This is a genomic window from Thiomonas delicata (genome assembly GCF_900088825.1).
GTDB classification, from domain to species: domain Bacteria; phylum Pseudomonadota; class Gammaproteobacteria; order Burkholderiales; family Burkholderiaceae_C; genus Thiomonas_A; species Thiomonas_A delicata.
Map to the genome: position 1 here is coordinate 529303 of NZ_LT592170.1, position 19492 is coordinate 548794.

At 68.9% G+C, this 19492-nt stretch carries 21 protein-coding genes; 7 read left to right on the plus strand and 14 right to left on the minus strand.

Features of this window, described 5'->3' with window-relative positions:
• Position 1: 1 nt before the first annotated feature.
• The 3 genes from THIARS_RS02505 to THIARS_RS02515 all read right to left on the minus strand — a co-directional run bounded on the left by THIARS_RS02505 (position 2) and on the right by THIARS_RS02515 (position 4488).
• Positions 2–2290: a primosomal protein N' gene (locus THIARS_RS02505; protein ID WP_094159324.1), complete on the minus strand. Its 2289-nt coding sequence runs from the start codon at positions 2288–2290 to the stop codon at positions 2–4.
• 429 nt (positions 2291–2719) lie between these two features.
• Positions 2720–3808, minus strand: a complete 1089-nt coding sequence (gene hemE, locus THIARS_RS02510; RefSeq protein ID WP_094159325.1) for a uroporphyrinogen decarboxylase — start codon at positions 3806–3808, stop codon at positions 2720–2722.
• 53 nt (positions 3809–3861) lie between these two features.
• Positions 3862–4488, minus strand: a complete 627-nt coding sequence (locus THIARS_RS02515; protein WP_245845452.1) for a hypothetical protein — start codon at positions 4486–4488, stop codon at positions 3862–3864.
• A gap of 156 nt (positions 4489–4644) precedes the next feature.
• Here THIARS_RS02515 and THIARS_RS02520 point away from each other — a divergent pair, with 156 nt between their 5' ends.
• The 4 genes from THIARS_RS02520 to THIARS_RS02535 are packed head-to-tail and all read left to right on the plus strand — an operon-like array spanning position 4645 to position 7622.
• Positions 4645–5526: a metal ABC transporter solute-binding protein, Zn/Mn family gene (locus tag THIARS_RS02520; protein WP_094159326.1), complete on the plus strand. Its 882-nt coding sequence runs from the start codon at positions 4645–4647 to the stop codon at positions 5524–5526.
• Positions 5523–6383, plus strand: a complete 861-nt coding sequence (locus tag THIARS_RS02525; RefSeq protein ID WP_094159327.1) for a metal ABC transporter ATP-binding protein — start codon at positions 5523–5525, stop codon at positions 6381–6383. Before THIARS_RS02520 ends, THIARS_RS02525 begins: the two co-directional genes overlap by 4 nt.
• Positions 6380–7195, plus strand: coding sequence for a metal ABC transporter permease (locus THIARS_RS02530; RefSeq protein WP_094159328.1), 816 nt, complete (start codon positions 6380–6382; stop codon positions 7193–7195). Before THIARS_RS02525 ends, THIARS_RS02530 begins: the two co-directional genes overlap by 4 nt.
• On the plus strand, positions 7155–7622 hold the full coding sequence (locus tag THIARS_RS02535; protein WP_094159329.1) for a Fur family transcriptional regulator: 468 nt from the start codon (positions 7155–7157) through the stop codon (positions 7620–7622). The genes THIARS_RS02530 and THIARS_RS02535 overlap by 41 nt, the downstream gene beginning before the upstream one ends.
• A gap of 1 nt (position 7623) precedes the next feature.
• Here the strand turns inward: THIARS_RS02535 and THIARS_RS18160 are convergent, their stop codons facing one another.
• Positions 7624–7830 (minus strand): hypothetical protein, encoded by a 207-nt coding sequence (locus THIARS_RS18160; RefSeq protein WP_141202316.1) that lies wholly within the window; start codon positions 7828–7830, stop codon positions 7624–7626.
• Between the two features lie 39 nt (positions 7831–7869).
• The gene (locus THIARS_RS02540; protein ID WP_094159330.1) at positions 7870–8826 is read right to left on the minus strand and encodes a LysR family transcriptional regulator; all 957 of its coding nucleotides are present in this window, start codon (positions 8824–8826) and stop codon (positions 7870–7872) included.
• Positions 8827–9109: 283 nt separating this feature from the next.
• Here THIARS_RS02540 and aceB point away from each other — a divergent pair, with 283 nt between their 5' ends.
• A complete protein-coding gene (aceB, locus tag THIARS_RS02545) occupies positions 9110–10696 on the plus strand; it encodes a malate synthase A (RefSeq protein WP_094159331.1) in 1587 nt (528 codons plus the stop codon).
• Positions 10697–10871: 175 nt separating this feature from the next.
• Positions 10872–11606 (plus strand): SDR family oxidoreductase, encoded by a 735-nt coding sequence (locus THIARS_RS02550; protein WP_094159332.1) that lies wholly within the window; start codon positions 10872–10874, stop codon positions 11604–11606.
• A 51-nt stretch (positions 11607–11657) separates the two neighbouring features.
• Here the strand turns inward: THIARS_RS02550 and THIARS_RS02555 are convergent, their stop codons facing one another.
• The 6 genes from THIARS_RS02555 to THIARS_RS02580 all read right to left on the minus strand — a co-directional run bounded on the left by THIARS_RS02555 (position 11658) and on the right by THIARS_RS02580 (position 15465).
• Positions 11658–11840, minus strand: coding sequence for a hypothetical protein (locus THIARS_RS02555; protein ID WP_094159333.1), 183 nt, complete (start codon positions 11838–11840; stop codon positions 11658–11660).
• 26 nt (positions 11841–11866) lie between these two features.
• A complete protein-coding gene (gene lipA, locus THIARS_RS02560; protein ID WP_094159334.1) occupies positions 11867–12826 on the minus strand; it encodes a lipoyl synthase in 960 nt (319 codons plus the stop codon).
• 22 nt (positions 12827–12848) lie between these two features.
• Positions 12849–13622, minus strand: coding sequence for a lipoyl(octanoyl) transferase LipB (gene lipB / locus THIARS_RS02565; protein WP_094159335.1), 774 nt, complete (start codon positions 13620–13622; stop codon positions 12849–12851).
• 87 nt (positions 13623–13709) lie between these two features.
• Complete coding sequence (locus THIARS_RS02570; protein ID WP_094159336.1) at positions 13710–14234, minus strand: peroxiredoxin family protein; 525 nt, start codon at positions 14232–14234, stop codon at positions 13710–13712.
• Positions 14235–14434: 200 nt separating this feature from the next.
• Positions 14435–15043 (minus strand): phospholipase D family nuclease, encoded by a 609-nt coding sequence (locus tag THIARS_RS02575; protein ID WP_094160585.1) that lies wholly within the window; start codon positions 15041–15043, stop codon positions 14435–14437.
• 122 nt (positions 15044–15165) lie between these two features.
• Positions 15166–15465 carry an SWIB/MDM2 domain-containing protein gene (locus THIARS_RS02580; RefSeq protein ID WP_094159337.1) on the minus strand — a complete coding sequence of 100 codons (300 nt, stop codon included), beginning with the start codon at positions 15463–15465 and terminating at the stop codon, positions 15166–15168.
• A gap of 386 nt (positions 15466–15851) precedes the next feature.
• Between THIARS_RS02580 and THIARS_RS02585 the strand changes: the two genes are divergently transcribed.
• Positions 15852–16307 carry a c-type cytochrome gene (locus THIARS_RS02585; protein ID WP_094159338.1) on the plus strand — a complete coding sequence of 152 codons (456 nt, stop codon included), beginning with the start codon at positions 15852–15854 and terminating at the stop codon, positions 16305–16307.
• A 104-nt stretch (positions 16308–16411) separates the two neighbouring features.
• Here the strand turns inward: THIARS_RS02585 and THIARS_RS02590 are convergent, their stop codons facing one another.
• From THIARS_RS02590 to THIARS_RS02600, 3 genes are read right to left on the minus strand one after another with little or no spacing between them, the layout of a single operon-like run.
• A complete protein-coding gene (locus THIARS_RS02590) occupies positions 16412–17275 on the minus strand; it encodes a PhzF family phenazine biosynthesis protein (RefSeq protein ID WP_094159339.1) in 864 nt (287 codons plus the stop codon).
• Entirely contained in the window at positions 17250–18467 is a 1218-nt protein-coding gene (locus tag THIARS_RS02595) for an aminotransferase-like domain-containing protein (RefSeq protein ID WP_094159340.1), read from the minus strand. Before THIARS_RS02595 ends, THIARS_RS02590 begins: the two co-directional genes overlap by 26 nt.
• Positions 18464–19465, minus strand: a complete 1002-nt coding sequence (locus THIARS_RS02600; RefSeq protein WP_342747717.1) for a DMT family transporter — start codon at positions 19463–19465, stop codon at positions 18464–18466. Before THIARS_RS02600 ends, THIARS_RS02595 begins: the two co-directional genes overlap by 4 nt.
• Positions 19466–19492 lie beyond the last annotated feature (27 nt).

The window sequence follows — 19492 nt, forward strand, 5'->3', positions numbered from 1 at the left end:
GTCAGAATTCGGTCGGATCGACGTCAATGGCCCAGCGCACCCGGGCCTTGGCCTGCACCAAGGCGCTATGCCAGATGGTCAGGAAGTCTTGCAGCATGCTGCGGTTGGGGCCTTCGACCAGGATGTGCTGGCGATGCATGCCGGCCAGGCGCGCCAGGCTGGCCGGCACCGGCGGGTAGACCATCAGGCCGGCCTCGCGGGCCGGCTGCGCGGCCAGTTCGGCGGCCTGGGCGAGAAAGGCTTCCAGCACCTCGGGCTTCTTGTGCTCGGCGCGCAGCAGGGCCTGGAAGGAAAACGGCGGCATGCCGGCGCGCCGGCGCTCGATCAGCTCCTGCGCGGCAAAGCCGGGGTAGTCGTGCGCCACCAGGGCGCGGTAGAGCATGTGTTCAGGGTAGGCGGTCTGCACCAGCATCGCGGGTGCCGTCCCGCCCTCGGCGGCGTCGGCCCGCCCCGCCCGGCCGGCGGCCTGCATGAGTTGGGCGAACAGGCGCTCGGGGGCGCGCAGGTCGTGCGTGAACAGCCCGGCGTCCGGGTTGAGCGCGGCCACCAGGGTCACGCGCTGGAAGTCGTGGCCCTTGGTGATCATCTGCGTGCCGACGAGGATGTCCACCTCGCCCGCGTGCATTTGCGCGAAGCCGCTTTGCGCCGCGCCCTTGCGCCGGGCTGTATCGGCGTCGATGCGGGCGATGCGCGCCTGCGGGAACAGTTCGGCCAGTGCCTCCTCCGCGCGCTGTGTGCCGCGTCCCAGCGGCTGCAGGTCGAGGCTGCCGCATTCGGGGCAGGCGCGCGGGATCGCGGCGCGGTGGCCGCAGTGATGGCAGCGCAGGCTGCGGTCGGTGCGGTGGTAGACCAAGTGGGCATCGCAGTGCGGGCAGTCCGACAGCCAGCCGCAGTCCGGGCAACGGATCACCGGGGCGTAGCCGCGCCGATTGAGGAACAGCAGGCTTTGCTCGCCGCGTGCCAGGCGCGCGGCGATGGCCTCGTGCAGCGCCTGACCGATCAGCCCGCCGGCCCGCAGCAGGGGGTCCTGCCCGGCGTGCAGCAGGCGCACTTCGGGCATGCTGCCGCTGGCGCGGGCGGGCAGTTCCAGCAAGCGGTAGCGGCCGCGCTGCGCGGCGCGCCAGCTTTCCAGCGACGGCGTCGCCGATCCCAGCACCACCGGGATGTCGCGCTGGCGTGCGCGCCACACCGCGAGGTCGCGCGCCGAATAGCGCGCGCCTTCCTGCTGCTTGTAGGAGGCATCGTGTTCCTCGTCGACCACGATGAGGGCCAGGTTTGGCAGCGAGGCCAGCGCCGCCAGGCGCGTGCCCAGCACGATGCGCGCCCGGCCGCTGTGCGCGGCAAGCCAATGGTCGAAGCGCTCGGCCTCGGCCAGGCCGCTGTGCAGCACGGCGAGCATCGCGTCTGGAAAGCGCGCGGCGAAGCGCTGCACGAGCTGGGGCGTGAGGTTGATCTCCGGCGTGAGCACCAGCACCTGCGCTTGCGGATTGCGGGCCAGCGCATGCTGGGCCAGATGCAGGTAGACCTCGGTCTTGCCGCTGCCGGTGACGCCGAACAGCAGGAAGGGCGCGTAGCCGCGCGCCGCGCGCACGGCTTCGACGGCGGCCTGTTGCGCAGCTTGCAGAACGGGCGGACGGGCCGGCGCGCCGGGCTGTTCGGCAGCGCGGCAAGGCTCGGGCACGCGTTCGACCCAGCCCTGCATCTCCCACGCGCGCAGCTGAGCCGCGGCCTTCGGGTGCAGTGCGCGCGCGGCCTGGACGGACAAGCGGGGAGGCGCGCCTTGATCCATGGCCGAGCTTGAGTCAGCCGGCCGTGCCGGGTGGAGTCCGAGCGCCCCGGCCAGGCGCCACAAGGCGGCGTGGCGGGACGACAGGGTCCGCGGCATTTGCTCCCGCCCGGCCGGTGTGAGGCGAAAGGCCGTGCCGGCCTGGCGTTGTCGCCAGTCGGCTACGCGCTTGGCGACGGCCGCGGCGCCGCGCTCGCGCAGCCAGGTCGGCAGCGCCGCGGCCATCAGTTCGCCCAACGGGCGCTGGTAGTAGCCGGCGGCGAACCGCAGCAAGTCCAGCCAGTCGCTTCCAAGCGGCGGCAGGGCGTCGAACACGCCCTCCAGCGGCCGCAGGGCCGAGGCGGCGGTTGCCGAATCCCCTTGCGCCGGGCCCAGCACCACGCCGCAAACGGTTTGCCGGCCTAAGGGGGCGCGCACCAGGCTACCGGGCGGTAGGGGCTCGGCATGCAGGTAATCCAGGGCGTCCCAGAGCGGGGCATCCACCGCGACGCGGAGCAGGGTCATGGTCGGGTTGCGGGACGCGGGCTTCGATCATTCTGAGCAGGGTTTTCCATGACGAGCAGGCGCATCGTTGAAGGTTAAGTGAGCGTTGACTCGCTTGGCCTGTGCGGATTTTTCAATGCCATTCACGTTTGCACAGATGTCAAGCCGGCCTGTGAATAACTTTGTGCATAGTTGGCTGCCGGCACCAATTCAACCCTGTGGATAATCATGTGTATAGAATTTAAGAATCCATTAGACTTCGCTAATAATCCTTAAATATCAACAAGTTGAGGTTGGTATCTTCATGTTCTGCCTGTGATTTGCTTGCTGCGGTGCATGAGGTCGAGAAGTGTGCATAAGCATGCACCGAGCTTGACATCTGGCCCCGATTCGGATGCGGGGGACCCGGCCCGGCACGCCCCGGGTCGCGCCTCGCACCGCGGCGTCGCGTCAGCGGTGCAGACCGCGGCTATGGCGATGCACGGCTTCGACCAGCGCCGCGACATGCTCCGCAGGCGTGAACTGGGAAATGCCGTGCCCGAGATTGAACACATGGCCGACCGCTTCCCCGGGCGCGATGGGGCCGAAGCTGTCGAGCACGGCGCGCGCCTGTTCGGCCACTTGCTGCGGCGGCGCGAACAGGATGCTGGGGTCGAGATTACCCTGCAGCGCCACGCGGTGGCCGACCTGGGCGCGCGCCTGCCCGAGGTTCACGGTCCAGTCCACGCCGAGCGCGTCCGCGCCGCTGTGGCTCATGGCGTCCAGCCACAATCCGCCGCCCTTGGTGAACAGAATGACCGGCACCTTGCGGCCTTCGTGCTCGCGCTTGAGCTGGGCGATGACGCGGCGGCTGTAGGCCAGGGAGAATTCCTGGAACGCGCCGTCGGCCAGCGTGCCGCCCCAGGAGTCGAACACCATCGCCGCTTGCGCGCCGGCGTCGATCTGGGCGTTGAGATAGGCGGCCACGGCATCGGCGTTGACCGCCAGGATGCGGTGCATCAAATCCGGGCGCGAATACAGCAGGGTCTTGGTGGCGCGCCAGTCGTCGCTGCCGCGGCCTTCCACCATGTAGCAGGCCAGGGTCCAGGGGCTGCCGGAAAAACCGATCAGCGGCACGCGCTGGGTGCCATCCTGCACCAGGGCGCGGCGAATCTGGGCCACGGCGTCGAACACGTAGCGCAGCTGGTTCAGGTCCGGCACGCGCAGGGCGAGGATGTCGGCTTCGGTGCGCAGCGGGCGCTCGAAGCGTGGCCCTTCGCCGGCCTCGAAGCGCAGCTCCAGGCCCATGGCGTCGGGCACGGTGAGGATGTCCGAGAACAAGATGGCCGCGTCGAGCGGGAAGCGATCGAGCGGTTGCAGCGTGACTTCGGTGGCGAAATCGGGGTTCTGCGCCAGCCCCAGGAAACTGCCGGCGCGCGCGCGGGTGGCGTTGTACTCAGGCAGGTAGCGCCCGGCCTGGCGCATCAGCCACAGGGGGGTGTAGTCGGTGGGCTGGCGCAGCAGGGCGCGTAGAAAAGTGTCGTTGGCGAGGGCGGTCATCCGGCTATTGTCGCAAACCGCCGCTGCCGCGCCGCGGGGTCGTGCAAGCCGCGTCAGGCGCGCAGGCGGTTGAGCGATTGCAGCTCGTATTGCACGCGCACGCGCGAGTCGTTGATCTTGGCCAGCGTGTCCTCGATGCCCTTGACCGCGCGCCCGGCCGCGGGGGCGTACCAGTAGTGCGTGGTCACCGTGGCGTTGGGCGTGGTGTAGCGGCCCAGCAGGCGCAGGGTTTTGAAGGTTCCGGCGGGAACCTGCACGATGTCCTCGGCCTCCACCGTCACGTCCACCCCGATCTGCGCGTGCAGCTCCCATTCCGGCTGGCTTTGCGTGATGGTTTGCGCCCAGGCCTCGCCCGGGCTCATGGGAAAGCGGAACTGCGGAAAGGCCGGGGTGTAGGTGATGGCTTCGCCGGGCACCATCTCGCGCGAGAGCAGGTCGAACTGGTCGCTGTAAATGTTCTTCAGCCAGGGCGTGTCGGCGGCGTCGCCGTTTTTGACTTCGATCTGGATCCGCCCCGCGTCGAGCATGGCCACCACGCGGCTGCGCATGAGCAGGCCGGCGTCCTTGGCGTCGCTGTCGTCCAGCGTGCGGGTGAGGAACAGCCATTCGTCGCCGACGCGGATGTCGGGTTTGGGCAGCTTGCCGAATGCTGCGGCGAGGCTCGGCGTGGTGGTGTTCATGGTTCGGGGCGTGGGCATGCAGACGCAAGCATAGCTGCTGCGCGCGTGAACCGGCCCTAACGCAACTGGGTTGCGATAAATCTTCCGGCGCGGGTACGATGCCGCTTGCGGGCCAAGCGGCCTGCCCCACGCGACCAACCCTCGATTCAATCCTCCATGCGCAAGAACATCGCGGTTGCAGCCGGCCTCTGGCTGGCCGGCGCCCTGCTCGCCCTGGCCCAGGCGGCACCCATTGCGGTGGTGGCCGCCGAGAGCACCTACGGCGTGATCGCCGAGGCAATCGGCGGGCCGTACGTGCGGGTCACCAGCATCATCCGCAACCCCAATGTCGATCCGCACCAGTTCGAGGCCTCACCGGCCACGGCGCGCACGGTGGCGCGGGCCGCCATCGTCGTGATGAACGGCCTGGGCTATGACGACTGGATGCGCAAGCTGCTCGCCGCCAACCCCGCGCCCGGGCGCGCGGTGGTCGTCGCTGCCGCGCTTGCGCCCGCGCTGGTGATGGCCGATCGCAATCCGCATCTGTTCTACGACCCGCGGGTGGGCAACCTCGTCGCGTCGGGGCTGGCGGCGCTGCTTGCGAAGCGGGACCCGGCTCACGCCGCCGACTTCGCGCGCAATCTGCAGACCTTCGAGCAAGGCACCCTGCAGGTCGAGACGGCCGCGCGGCGCCTGTCGGCCCAGCATCCAAAACTGGCGGTGACCGCCACCGAGCCGGTGTACGGCTACATGCTGCGCCTGCTGGGCTGGCGCAGCGCGGGCGAGGCCTTCCAGTTCAACGTGATGAACGGCACCGAGCCCTCGCCGAGCGTGGTCGCGCGCTACCAGGACGCCCTGCGACAGCGCCGCGTCGCGCTGCTGATCTACAACAAGCAGGTCAGCGAGCCCCTCACCCAGCGCATGCGCGACATCGCCCGCCAGGCGGGGGTGCCCACGGTGGGCGTGGATGAATTCGTGCCGCCCGGCACCGGCTATGCGGCCTGGTTGCTCGACTCGCTGCAGGCGGTGCGGCAGGCCCTGGCGAAGGGTGCGCGATGAACGGGCAACCACAACCCGAGACCTGGGCCGTCGAAGCCAGCGCACTGCGCTGCATGCGCGGCGACCGCGCCGTCATCACGGGGCTGGACCTGCGCATCGCCGAGGGCAGCCTGGTCGGCGTGTTCGGCAGCAACGGTTCGGGCAAGACCACCCTGCTGCAGACGCTGGCGGGCATCCTGGGCGAAGGTGGCGGCACCCTGCGCCTGCTCGGGCGGCCGCTGGCACAGGCGCGCACCGAGGTGGGCTATGTGGCGCAGGCCGTGCCCGAGGGCGCGTATGGGGGCATCGACGCGCGCAGTTTCGTCGGCGCGGCTTGGCGCGGCGAGCGCTGGGGCCTGGGCTGGCGCGACGCCGCGCCGCGCACGCAGGCGGTGGATGCCGCGCTGCAAAGCGTGGACGCCTCGCATCTGGCGGGCCGGCCGATGGAGGCGCTGTCCGGCGGCGAGCGCCAGCGCGTGTGCATCGCCCAGGCGCTGGTCAATCCGGTGCGGCTGTTGCTGCTGGACGAGCCGCTGTCCAACCTCGACCCGCGCGCGCAGCAAGGCGTGTTGGAACTGGTGCGGCGGCTCTGCCGCGAACAGGCCCTGACCGTGCTGCTCACCGCGCACGACATCAACCCCCTGCTGCCGGTGATGGACCGGGTGCTGTACCTGGCGGCCGGGCGCGGGCGCATCGGCACGGTGGACGAGGTCGTCAACGCCGCGTCGCTCTCCGAGCTCTACGGCCTGCCGATGGCGGTGGCGCGGCACGACGGCTATGTGTTCATCCATCCCGCGCGCGGTTTCATGCCCGAGGTGTCGCCGCACTGCGGCCACGGCCACGACCATGCGCACGACCCCCTCGGGGGGGCGCGATGATCCTCGGCCTCGAATACGGTTTCATGCGCCACGCCCTGCTGGCCGGCAGCAGCATCGCCGTGGCCAGCGCGGCCGTGGGCTATTTCGTCACCTTGCGGCGCCAGGCCTTCGCCGCGCACGCGCTGTCGCATGTCGGCTTCACCGGCGCGGCGGGTGCCATCCTGCTGGGCTTGAGCCCGTATCTGGGGTTGTTCGCCTTCACCGTGAGCACCGGCATCGGCCTGTCGCTGGCCGGTGCGCGGCTGCGCCAGCGCGACATCGGCATCGGCATGGTGCTCATGTTCGCGCTCGGCCTGGGCGTGTTGTTCCTCAACCTCTACACCGCCAACGCCCAGGCGGCGATGAGCATCCTGTTCGGCAGCATCGTGGGCATCACGGCATGGCAGGCGGGTTTGTCGGTGGCGGTGGCGTTGGCCTGCCTGCTGGCGCTGGCCGCCATCTTCCGGCCGTTGTGCCTGGCCAGCGTCAATCCCGAGGCGGCGCGTGCGCGCGGCGTGCCGGTGGGGCTGCTCGACCTGTTGTTCCTCGGCCTGGTGGCCGTGACGGTGGCCATCGCCGTGCCGGTGATCGGCGCATTGCTCATCTTCGCCTTTCTCATCGGTCCGGCGGCCGCGGCCCAGGCCCTGGCGCGCAGCCTGGGGCGCGGCGTGCTGCTGGCCATGTTGCTGGGCCTGCTGCTGACCTGGGCGGGGCTGGCGGCGGCCTACTACATCGGCTATCCGGCCAGCACCTGGATCGCCTCGCTCAGTTTCGCGCTGTACGTCGCGGCGCATGTCGCGGGCAAAGGCCGTGGTCAAGGCGCGCCGAATTGAGTCGGCCGACTTGCTGCGCGCGCATGGGCTGCGCGCGACGCCGGCGGCGCTGGCCGTGCTCGCCACGCTCGATGCCAGCTCGGCGCCCCTGACGCACGAGGCCATCGCCGCCCGCCTGCCGCAGACCACGCCCGTGGCCCGGATCGACCGGGTCACGCTGTACCGGGTGCTCGAGCGCATGACTCGTTGCGGCCTGTTGCACCGCTTTCAGGGGCAGGACCGCATCTGGCGCTTCGCCCTCGGCGCCGAGGGCGGACTGGCCGGCATGTTCGAGTGCACCCGCTGCCACAGCGTCGCGCCGCTTCCCGGCGACCCCGCGCTTCCCGGCCTGCTCGCCCAGGTTCAGCGCAAGTTGCGCGACCAGGGCCTGGAGGGCATGGCCGCGGAACTGACCGTGCATGGCCTTTGCAAGGGCTGCAGGACTTGAGTCAAAGATGGCCGGCCGCGGTGCCCGCCAGCCACGACACCACGCTGGCCATCAGAAAGACCAGGAACTTGGTGTTGGTCTCCAGTCCCAGGTTCTCGAACAGGCGCTTGAAGCCCCAGACCGCAAAAGGGTAGGACACGAAAGAAACGACCAGGCCGAACATGGCGACGCGCTTGCGGGATGGGGTGATGGTGCGGATTATGAGCAAGCCGTCCGAGCCAGGCTGTGTGCGCCTGTAACAGCGCGTTCAGGCGCTTCGGGCGGCCACGGCGGGGGGCGTGACCGCCAGCGCTGCGCGCGACCAGGGCCACTGCGCCGGATTGGCGAAGCAGTCCTTCAGGTAGTCGATCCACAATCGCTGGCGCAGCGGCATGTGCTTGCGCTGCGCGAACACGATATGGATGCCCACCGGCGGCGCGGCGAAATCGGCCAGCACTTCCACCAGCCGGCCGGCGGCCAGATCCTCTCCCACTTCCCACATCGAGCGCCAGGCCAGACCATGGCCCTCCAGGCACCATTGATGCAGAACCGCGCCGTCGGTGCAGTCCAGCGCGCCGCTGACGCGCAGGTGCAGGGGTTCGCCGTCGACCTGGAACACCCAGCCGCGCGGCTGGCTGGCCACCGACGAATAGGGCAGGCAGCGATGGCGCTGGAGATCCTGCGGATTTTGCGGCGCGCCGTGGCGGCGGATATAGGCGGGCGAGGCCACGCAGGCGCGGCGGCTTTCCCCCAGGCGCACGCTGACCAGCGACGAATCGGCCAGCGCGCCCACGCGCACGGCGCAGTCGTAGCCCTCGTTGACCAGATCGACCAGGCGGTCCGTCAGGTCGAGCGACAGCGTGACCTCCGGGTTGCGCTGCAGGAATTCCGGCACCAGCGGCGCCACATGTTTGCGGCCGAACCCGGCCGGGGCGGTGATGCGCAGGTGGCCGCTCGCCTTGACCCCGCCCGCGGTGACGCTGGATTCGGCGCTTTGCAGCTCCGCCAGCAGCCGCTGGCAGTCCTCCAGGAAGGAAACGCCCTCGTGCGTGAGGGTGATGCGGCGGGTGGTCCGCACCAGCAGCTTGACGCCCAGGCGCGCTTCGAGCGCGTCGATGCGCCGGCCGATGATGGCTGGGGCCACCCCTTCGGCATGCGCCGCGGCGGTCAGGCTGCCCCGGTTGGCCACGGCGACGAAGGTTTCCATCTGTTTGAGGCGATCCACGGAATCTCCAGGGCTGGTCCAGACCAAACCGGCATTTAGCTAGTGTATTAAAGACGAATTTGGCTTTATTACATGCATGCATGTCAATAGTGATTTGCCCCGGGTTGGCGGCCGCGCGGCCCCAAGGGTCGCGATTCCTCCTAAACTTTGCAGTGCAACATCGGCGCGACGTTTTTTCCCATGCGCTGCCCTTGCCGCGAGGCTGGGCCGAGCAGGGATGGCGTTTCGGTGATTACCGCGCCGCACAATTCCAGACATCGACTGCAATTTCCAGGAGAACCGCATGAAGGCTAGCGATCTGCCACAGGGCATCCGCATCACCGCTTCACACAAGCCCGCGTTCGACATCGTCCTGACGCCCGAGGCACTGGGTTTCGTGGCGCAATTGCACCGTGCCTTTGAACCGCGCCGCCAGGAATTGCTCGCCGCGCGCGTGGCGCGCACCAAACGCCTGGACGCGGGCGAAAAGCCGGACTTCCTGCCGGAAACGAAGGCCATTCGCGAAGGCGACTGGACCATCGCCCCGCTGCCCAAGGCGCTGGAGCGCCGCCGCGTCGAAATCACCGGGCCGGTCGACCGCAAGATGGTCATCAACGCCTTCAACTCCGGCGCCGACAGCTATATGGCCGACTTCGAGGACGCCAACACCCCGGACTGGGACAATCAGATCCAGGGCCAGATCAATCTCTACGAAGCCGTGCGGCGCACGATCAGCCTGGAGCAGAACGGCAAGACCTACCGGCTCAACGACGCCATCGCCACCCTGCAGGTACGCCCCCGCGGCTGGCATCTGGACGAGAAGCACATGCAGGTGGACGGTCAGCGCGTCAGCGGCGCGCTGTTCGACTTCGGCCTGTTCTTGTTCCACAACGCCAAGGAACAGCTCGCGCGCGGCGCCGGCCCCTATTTCTACCTGCCCAAGCTCGAAAGCCACCTCGAGGCGCGGCTGTGGAACGATGTGTTCGTGCTGGCGCAGCGCGAACTGGGCATCCCCCAGGGTTCCATCAAGGCCACGGTGCTGGTCGAGACCATCCTCGCGGCGTTCGAGATGGACGAAATCCTCTACGGACTGCGCGAACACAGCGCCGGCCTCAACGCCGGGCGCTGGGATTACATTTTCAGCGCGATCAAGAAGTTCAAGGTCGACCGCGATTTCTGTCTCGCCGACCGCGCGCAGATCACCATGAACGTGCCGTTCATGCGCGCCTACGGCCTGCTGCTGCTCAAGACCTGCCACAAGCGCAAGGCGCCCGCGATCGGCGGGATGAGCGCGCTCATCCCGATCAAGAACGATCCGGAGAAGAACGCCAAGGCGATGGAGGGCATCCGCGCCGACAAGCGCAGGGACGCCAGCGACGGCTACGACGGCGGCTGGGTGGCCCACCCCGGGCTGGTGCAGCCGGCGATGGAAGAGTTCGTCGCCGTGCTCGGCGACAAGCCCAACCAGATCGTCAAGACCCGCGACGACGTGCACGTGAGCGGGGCCGACCTGCTGAACTTCCAGCCCGAGCAGCCGATCACCGAGGCAGGTCTGCGCAACAACATCAACGTCGGCATCCACTACCTCGGCGCCTGGCTGTCGGGCAGCGGCGCCGTTCCCATTCACAACCTGATGGAAGACGCCGCCACCGCCGAGATTTCGCGCAGCCAGGTCTGGCAGTGGATCCACAGCCCCAAGGGCGTCTTGACCGATGGCCGCAAGGTCAGCGCCGAGCTGGTGCGCGGGTTGATTCCCGAGGAACTGGCCAAGGTCAAGTCCACCGGCGCCGAAGGCCAGTTCGACAAGGCGGCGCAGATTTTCGAGCGCATGGCCACGGGCGAGGCGTTCGTCGAATTCCTCACCTTGCCGCTGTACGAGGAGTTGGGCTGACCCGATACGGGCTCGGCGGGCGTGACGACGGGCAGGGGGCCAGCCGCCGCCTGCGCCTTCGCGTCAGCGGCGTGCGCCGCCCGATAGGATCTCCACCTCGGAAGCGATTCCGGGGTTTTTCTTTTTGTGCCATGCAGGATCGGCACGTTCATCGCACCATTTCCGAGGAGTAGAGATGAAGATTCGCGATCTGTCCGGACAAATTGCCGTCATCACCGGGGCGTCGAGCGGCATTGGCGCCGCCGCCGCGCGGGCGCTGGTTGCCGAGGGCATGCAGGTGGTGCTCGCGGCGCGTTCGGTGACCAAGCTGGAGGCGCTGGCCAAGGAACTCGGGGAACGCGCCCTGGCGGTGCCGACCGATGTCGGCGACGAAGCCCAGGTGCGTCGCTTGTTCGACACCGTGAAGGATCGCTTCGGCGGCCTCGACCTGCTGTTCAACAATGCCGGGGTGGGCTATCACGGCCCTTTGGAGCATGGCAAGACGGCCGAATGGAAGGCGACCATCGACGCCAATCTATGGGGCGTGCTGTTCTGCACGCGCGCGGCCATTCCACTCTTGCGTGGGCGCCCGGGGGCGATGATCAATACCGTGTCCAGCGTGGGCGGGCGGCGGGGCATTGAGGGCTGGGCGGTGTACAACGCCACCAAGTTCGCCGTGGTCGGCATGCACGACGCCTTGCGCAAGGAACTGGGGCCGGAGGGCATCCGGGTCTCGCTGATCGAGCCCGGAGCGGTCTATACCGATTGGGGCTACAACGTGCCGCCGGAACAGATGAAAGCGCGGCGCGATTCGCTCGAGGCGCTGCATGCGGAGGACGTCGCGCAGGCGCTGGTCTATGCTTTTGCCCAGCCCGCGCACGTCAACCCGCAGGAATTGCTGATCCTGCCGACGCGCCAGACCGCGCCCTGAGTGGGCAGTCCGTTTCGGGGGCCGCCGTTGCGCGGGCCCCGGGTCGACGGATCAACTGGCGGGGTTCTGGGTCGGCGCGGCGCCGCTCGCCGGCTGGGTGGCGGAGGACTGTTCTGCTTCGCCAGCCTGGGGCTCGTCGTGCTTGTGAACCTTGCGCTGCAGCTTTTCCTGCTTCTTGCGCTGCTTGGCCAGTTCTTTCTGGCGTTTTTCGTAGGAGTAATTCGGCTTGGCCAATGTCGGTCCTGGTCGGGTTGTGAAAATCAGCCGCTGAAATAGCCGCCGTCGCGGGCTTGCTGGTCAGCGTGATAGCTCGAGCGTACCAGCGGACCGACGGCGGCATGGCGAAATCCCATGGCGCGCGCCTCGCGCTCGAACATCGCAAAGGTTTCGGGCGAGACGTAGCGCGCCACCGGCAGGTGGTGGCCCGAGGGGGCGAGGTATTGGCCGATGGTGAGCATGTCGATCCGGTGGGCGCGCATGTCGCGCAGGGTATCCAGGATTTCGTCGTCGGTTTCGCCCAGGCCGACCATCAGCCCGCTCTTGGTGGGGATGCTGGGATGGCGCGCCTTGAAATCGGCCAGGAGCTTGAGCGAATGGGCGTAATCGGCACCGGGACGCGCCTGCTTGTACAGGCGCGGCACGGTTTCCAGGTTGTGGTTCATCACGTCGGGCAGAGCGGCGGCGAAAATGTCCAGCGCCTTGTCGAGCCGGCCGCGGAAATCCGGCACCAGCACCTCGATTTGCGTCGTGGGTGAGGCGGCGCGCGTGGCCCGGATGCAGTCGACGAAATGCTGGGCACCGCCGTCGCGCAGGTCGTCGCGGTCCACGCTGGTGACCACCACGTAGCGCAGCTTGAGCGCGGCGATCGCCTGGGCGAGGTTGCGCGGTTCGTCGGCGTCGAGCGGGTCGGGGCGGCCATGGCCGACGTCACAGAACGGGCAGCGGCGCGTGCATTTGTCGCCCATGATCATGAAGGTGGCCGTGCCGTGGCCGAAACATTCGCCGATGTTCGGGCAGGAGGCTTCCTCGCAGACGGTGGCGAGCTTGTGCTCGCGCAGCAGGTGCTTGATTTCGTAGAAGCGTGAGGACAGCGCGGCAGCCTTGACGCGAATCCACTCCGGTTTCTTGAGCGCCGGCCCCTCGGCCACGATCTTGATCGGGATGCGTGCGGTCTTGGATTGGCCTTTTTGCTTGAGAGTCGGGTCGAGGGGGGTGCTCATGGCGAGGGTGTGGGGTGTTCAGTCAGCGGCGGTTGGGGCTGGCCGCGGCGAGCATGGCGAGTTCGGTGGCGAAGCACATGCCCACCGCATCGGCGCGCGTGTGCACGCCGATGCCGGCCAGATCCACCGTGTCCAGCCCGGCATAGCCGCAGGGGTTGATGCCGGTGAAGGGCGCAAGGTCCATGTCCACGTTGATGGCCACGCCATGATAGGTGCAGCCGTTGCGCACCTTCAGGCCCAGGGCCGAGATCTTGGCTCCGGCGCGGGTGTGCGGCGCGCCTAGATAGATGCCCGGCGCGCCCGGCCTGCGCACGCCGACCACGCCGAGACGCGCCAGGGTGCGGATGACGGCATCCTCGAGCCGTGTCACGGTTTCGCGCACCATCCAGTGCCGGCGGCGGATGTCCAGCAGCACGTAGGCCACGGCCTGGCCTGGTCCGTGGTAGGTGACTTGCCCGCCGCGATCGCTGCGCACCACCGGAATGCCGCGCGCGTTCAGCACATGCTCGGGTTTTCCGGCCTGGCCCAGGGTGTAGACGGGCCAGTGCTCGACCAGCCAGATTTCGTCGGGGGTGGACGCATCGCGCGCCGCAGTGAAGGCGCGCATCGCATCCCAGGCATGCTGGTAGGGCTGCAGACCCAGATTGCGCAACAGGATCCCGCCGGGCAAGTCCTGCGCGGGCAGTTCGAGGGCCAGATCCAGCGAGGACGGATCCGCGCCGCAACGCGCGAACTCCGCGACTTCGGGGGGGCTGGTTTCGCAAGGCGCCGGCTGCGGGCGGATGATGGCATCCATCCGGCTATCCTAGCGGGTGGCGAGGGTTTTCCCTGATTTCGGGGCAGGAACCCTGCCGGCCATGGGGAATCGCCTGTGTCGGCGGCATCAGGCCTGTTGCGCGAGCAGCTGGCCGATCAGGGTGTGCAGTTCGTTGAAATTCGGTGGGCCGACATACTGCTTGACGATGTGGCCCGACTTGTCGATCAGGAAACTCGTGGGCGTCAGGCGCACGTCGCCGAACGATTTGGCGATGCTGCCGCTGGTGTCCATCGCCACCGGGAACGGCAAGGCGCCCAGCGGGCCGGCCGTGGCGAAATTCTTCACGTAGTCGGGGCGGTCGTAGTTCATCGACACCGCCACGAGGTCGAAGCCCTTGGGCGCGAACTGGTCGAAGGTCTTCACCATCTCCGGCATTTCACCGATGCATGTCGTGCAGCTCGTGGCCCAGAAGTTCACCAGCACCACCTTGCCGCGCAAGTCCTGCGGAGTGAGCGTTTTGCCGTTCAGTAGCGAATAACTGATCTCGGGCGCCTTCGGGTTGCGGCCCAGGGCCTGCCAGGTGAGGTAGCCGGCCAATGCCACGGCAGCCAGGACAATCAAGGCCGACCATTTTTTCAAGGAAGCTTGCATCGCGGTTCCAGCTTGCGCATTTGCGCGTTCGAGAAGGGCATTCTAGGCGCTGGCCGCACTCCTTTGCGGAGCCCGGCAGCAGCACCCGATTCGACGCGGACCGGTCGGAAAAGTTCGCGGCGCCGGTTTCAAGAAAACGCCGGGCCGCTCCCGAGATCTCCATTGGGGGCGGGCTGGGCGCAGCCCTGCCCTGGGGGTGCTCAGAGGCCCTGCGGCACCGGACGCCCAAGGCGCCAGTTGGTGTCCCAGTCGCGCGCATAGGCCTTGGCCACGGCCGGGTCGTTCCACACCACCAGCACGTTCTCGGCGTTGTAGCGGGCGGCGGCCACCGTGTAGTTGTAGCTGCCCGTTTGTACCGTGCGGTCGTCGATCACCATGAACTTGTCGTGGAAGATCGGGTAAGCGTCGATCGCGCGCACCGCCACCCCGGCCAGTTGCAATGCGCCAATGGCGTGCCGGGCATAGCGCCGGTCCTCCTCGAAGTTGGCGCGCCAGTCGACGAGCACCTGTACCGCGACGCCGCGCCTGTGCGCGGCGATCAGCGCTTTCGCCACGGCCGAGGCCGTGAAACCGTAGGCGGCCACGCGGATGCTGTGCCGTGCGCCGGCGATGGCGCCGAGCACCAGTCGCTCGGCGCCGCCGTCCGGCGAGAAGCCCACCGAGATGCCGCTGTGCCGCGCCTGCGGGACCGCAGCAGCAGGCTTCGGCCAGGCTTCAGGCGTGGCGTGCGCGAACTGCGGCGCGCACGGCAGCAGCGCGAGGGCGAGCGCCAGGGCGCGCAATGTCGGGGCGAACGAAGGGACGGGCATGGCGATCAACGGGCGTGGCGGAACCTGGCGCGCCGAAGCGGGCGGTGCAAAAGCACGCAGCCGGCAACGACCTTCATCGATGCCGGCTGCGCGCGACAAGACGCCAGGGTGAGAAAGGGCGCTTATTTCAGGTGCGCATTGAGCAGCTTGGTCATTTCAAACATCGTCACCTGCGGTTTGCCGAACACGGCCTTGAGCTTGTCGTCCGCATTGATCATGCGCTTGTTGGCGGCGTCTTGCAGATTGGCGGCCTTGATGTGCGCCCAGACCTTCTTCACCACCTCGGTGCGCGGCAGCGGGGCTGAGCCCACCACGGCGGCGAGCGCGGCGCTGGGGGTCAGCGGTTTCATGAAGGCGGGGTTGGGCGCGCGTGCTGGTTTGGCGGGGGCCTTCTTGGCTGCGGCCGGTTTTGCAGTTGCCATATTCAAACTCCATCGATTGCTAGGGAGGGGGAGCACTCGGCTTGCGGCCGCTGGTGCTCGTTCGGTGTGCTGGTCGGCACAGGCGGTGCTGGTGAGCCCCGAGCCCGCATCTTAAAGCCCCGCAGCCCGCGGGCAAGCGCAGACGCGCCCGCGCGGCCCAAGTGGGCGTGATGATCCGGCCCCTTGTGGCGCCGACCCCACAGCCCGCGTCGCGTCCGTGCTGGTGCGCGGGCGCCGGGTTTTGCCTACACTCGCAGCGGCTTCGTGCCTTGGTGCATGAGCCCAGCAAGCGGCGGCTTCGGCGTTCGAGGCGAACAGCCGGAACATGCCGCTTGCGCGACGTCTCCCCTGCGTTGTACCCACCCTTCAGACTCAGGAGTTTTCGCATGCGTCAAACCACTCTCGCTCTCGGCCTGGCCGCGGTTTTGCTGACGGCCGCGCCGGCCTATGCCCAGTTCGCCAAGCCCCTGGACGCCGTGAAATATCGCCAGTCCGCCTTCATCATCATGGCCACCAGCTTCGGTCGCCTCGGCGCCATGGTGCAGGGCAAGGCGCCGTTCGACGCCAAGGCCGCGCTGGAAAACGCCAAGATCGTCGAGTTCATGTCTCACCTGCCCTGGCAGGCGTTCCAGCCCGGCACCGATCTGCCGGACTCGCACGCCAAGCCCGAGATCTGGAAGGAAATGGACAAGTTCAAGGCCGACGCCGGCAAGCTGCAGGAGATGACACCCAAGCTCGTGGCCGCCGCACAGACCGGCAAGCTCGACGAGATCAAGGTGGTGTTCGGTCAGACCGCCAAGACCTGCAAGGCCTGCCACGACAGCTTCCGCGAGGAGCTTTGACCGGCAGGGCCTTGTTCTGCCCGGGCGAGGTCGACGTTTCGGCCCGCGCCCAACCACCCCGCGCAGCGCGCAGCGATGCAGCCGCGGACTCGGGGTGGCTGCGATCAAAGGCTCAGCTGCCCCTGCACGACCACCCGCACATCGCCGCCGACCCACACCTGGCCCTGCGCGTCCTGCGCGATATGCACCCGACCGCTGCGGCCCAGGCGTGAGCCTTGCGCGGCGACGTACCGGGCAGGCAGGGCGCCGTTGCCGATCAGCCATTGGGCGAGGCTGGCATTGAGGCTGCCGGTCACGGGGTCTTCGGGAACGCCGAGGTTGGAGACGAAGGCGCGCACCTCGATGGCGGTTTCGGCGCCGGCGCCGTGCGGACCCGCCACGCCGACTTTCACGCCCAGGGCCTTGAGCGTCGAGTGATCGGGGTTCAGCCCGAGCACGGTCTCGGCGGCGTCCAGCCACAGCGTCAGCCAGCGCGGGCCGTTGTCCAGCCAGGCGCTGTCGCGCACCGCGCCGGATTGCAGCCCCAATGCGGCGATGACCTTGCGCAGCAATGGCGCATCGACGGCCTCGCTGCGAAACGGCGGCGCCGCGAAAGCCAGGCGCGTCGCGGCGGTGTTCGCGTTGTCCTCCGGCGCGCGCCGGATCGGCACCAGCCCGATCGCGGATTGCTGCACGATGCGCTGTGCGTCGGCCGGCTTGCCGCCGCGCAGCAGCCACGCTGCGCAGGTGCCGAGGGTGGGATGCCCGGCGAAAGGCAGTTCGCCGCCGGGGGTGAAGATGCGCACCCGGTAGTCGGCGCCGGGCTCGGTGGGTCGCAGCAGGAAGGTGGTTTCCGAGAGATTCAGCCACGACGTGACCTGCTGCATTTGCGCGGCGGAGAGTGCGTCGGCATCGAACACCACCGCCAGCGGGTTGCCGCTGAACGGGCTGGGGGCGAAGACGTCAAGCTGAACGAAGGGCAGGTTCATGGCGCATGGTTTCGTGGATGAGCGCGGCGAGTCGCGCGACCGCGCCGCGGATCGTGGGCGCGTCCACAGTGGAATAGGACAGGCGCAGGGTGTTGCGGGCCGGTGCGCCGACGTTGAAGGTCTCGCCCGGGACATAGGCCACGCCGCGCGCAATGGCCTGCGGCAGCAGGGCCGCAGCATCCAGCTGCGGCGGCAGCGTGACCCAGACGAACAGGCCGCCGTCGGGCTTCGTCCAGGCGATGCCTTCGGGCATGTTCGCGTCGAGGGCACTCAGCATGGCGTCGCGCCGCTCGCGGTAAATCCGGCGCAGGACCGGCAGGCCGCGCTCGATCACGCCGGCGCGCAGGACTTCGGCCACCAGCATCTGGTTGAAGCTCGCCGTGTGCAGGTCGGCGGCCTGCTTGGCCTGCACCAGCTTGTCGATCAGCCCCTGCGGGCCGGCGACCCAGCCCAGGCGCAGGCCGGGGGCGAGCATCTTGGAGAAGGTGCCCAGATGGACGCCCTGGGGCACGCCGCGCGCGATCAACCCCGGCGCGGGCGGGGCGCCGAACCAGAGTTCGCCGTAAGGGTCGTCTTCCACCAGCCAGGCGTCGGCGGCGCGCAGCAGCGCGGCCAGAGCGTCGGCCCGCTCCGGCGCGATGCTGCGCCCGGCCGGGTTGGAGAAGCGCGGCTGGAGATAGGCCATGCGCGCGCCGGGCAGTGCTGCGGCGAGGGCTTCGGGCAGAGGGCCGGAGACGTCGGCCTCGATGCCGACGAATTCGGGGGCGTACAGCGTGAACGCCTGCAGCGCGCCGAGATAGCTCGGCCGCTCCACGACCACGCGGCTGCCGGGGTCGATCAGCACCTTGCCGAGCAGGTCCAGTCCTTGTTGCGAGCCGCTGGTGATCAGCACCTGGTCCGGCGTGAAGTCCATGCCCTGCGCGCGCAGATGTGCCGCGACCCATGCGCGCAGCGGCGCGATGCCCTCGGTCGGCCCATACTGCAGCGCAGCGTGCGACTGTTCGCGCAGCACGCGGTCCGACGCCTCGCGCAGGGCGTCCGCCGGGAAGCTGGCGGCGTCGGGCAGGCCGCCGGCGAGCGACACGACATCGGCGCGGTTCGCCAGCTGCAGCAGATCGTGGATGGCCGAGGTGCGCAAACGCTGCGCGCGTTGGGCGATGGCCGGCAACGGCCGTGCGGAAGGTGGGATCATTGAGGGCTCTCCTCTGGGGTGGAACCAGGCGTGGTTGGCGCGGGCGCAGGATGCACGCGGGCCCGCCGGCCCGCCAGCACGGTGGCCATCACCGCCGCGGCGAACAACAGCGTCGCGCCGTCCAGATGTTCGCCGAGCAGCGCCGCGGCGGCAAGCATGGACAGAAAAGGCTGCAGCAGTTGGATTTGCGAGATGCGCACCGTGCCACCCAGCGCCAGCGCGCGATACCAGGCGAAAAACCCCAGCCACATCGAGATCACGCCGAGATACGCCAGCGCGCCCCAGGCCGAAGCGGCGACCGCATGCTGCGGCCACAGCCACAGCGTGGCCGGCAGGGTCAGCGGCAGGCTGCACACGACCGCCCAGCTGATGACCTGCTCGGCCGGCAGGCTGCCGGCCAGGCGCGCACCCTGCGCATAGCCCCAGCCCCCGGCCAGCATCGCCGCGATCAACAGGATGTCGGCCGGCTGCAGCCGCAAGCCGTGCATGCCAGGTTGCACGACGTGGGCCTGGCGCAGGGCGTAGGCGCACACCAGCACGCTGCCGGCCGCTGCCCAGAACCAGAACGCCTTGCTGGGACGCTGGCGCGCCAGCAAAGCGCCAATCGCGGCGGTGGTCAACGGCAGCAGGCCCAGCATCAGCGAGGCATGCACGGCATCGACCTGGCGCAGCGCGAGGCTGGTCAAAACCGGGAAACCAAACACCACCCCAGCCGCCACTCCCGCGATCGCCGGCCACAGCCGGCGCGACGGCAGCGCCGCGCCGCGCCAGAACAGCCAGGCTGCGGCAAGCAGGCCCGCGATCACGGCGCGCGCCATCGCCACGAACAACGGCGCCAGCTCCGGCATGGCGGGCGTGCCGACCGCCATGCGCGTGGCCGGCAGGCTGAAGGCGAACAGCGCCACGCCGAGCCCGCCCAGGACCCAGGCCCGCATGGGCGTTGCTGAGCGTGCGGCGCCAAACGCGGCGTCATGGACGGCAAGGGGCTCTTGTTTCATGCTGGCGAGGGGCGATGGCATGCCAGC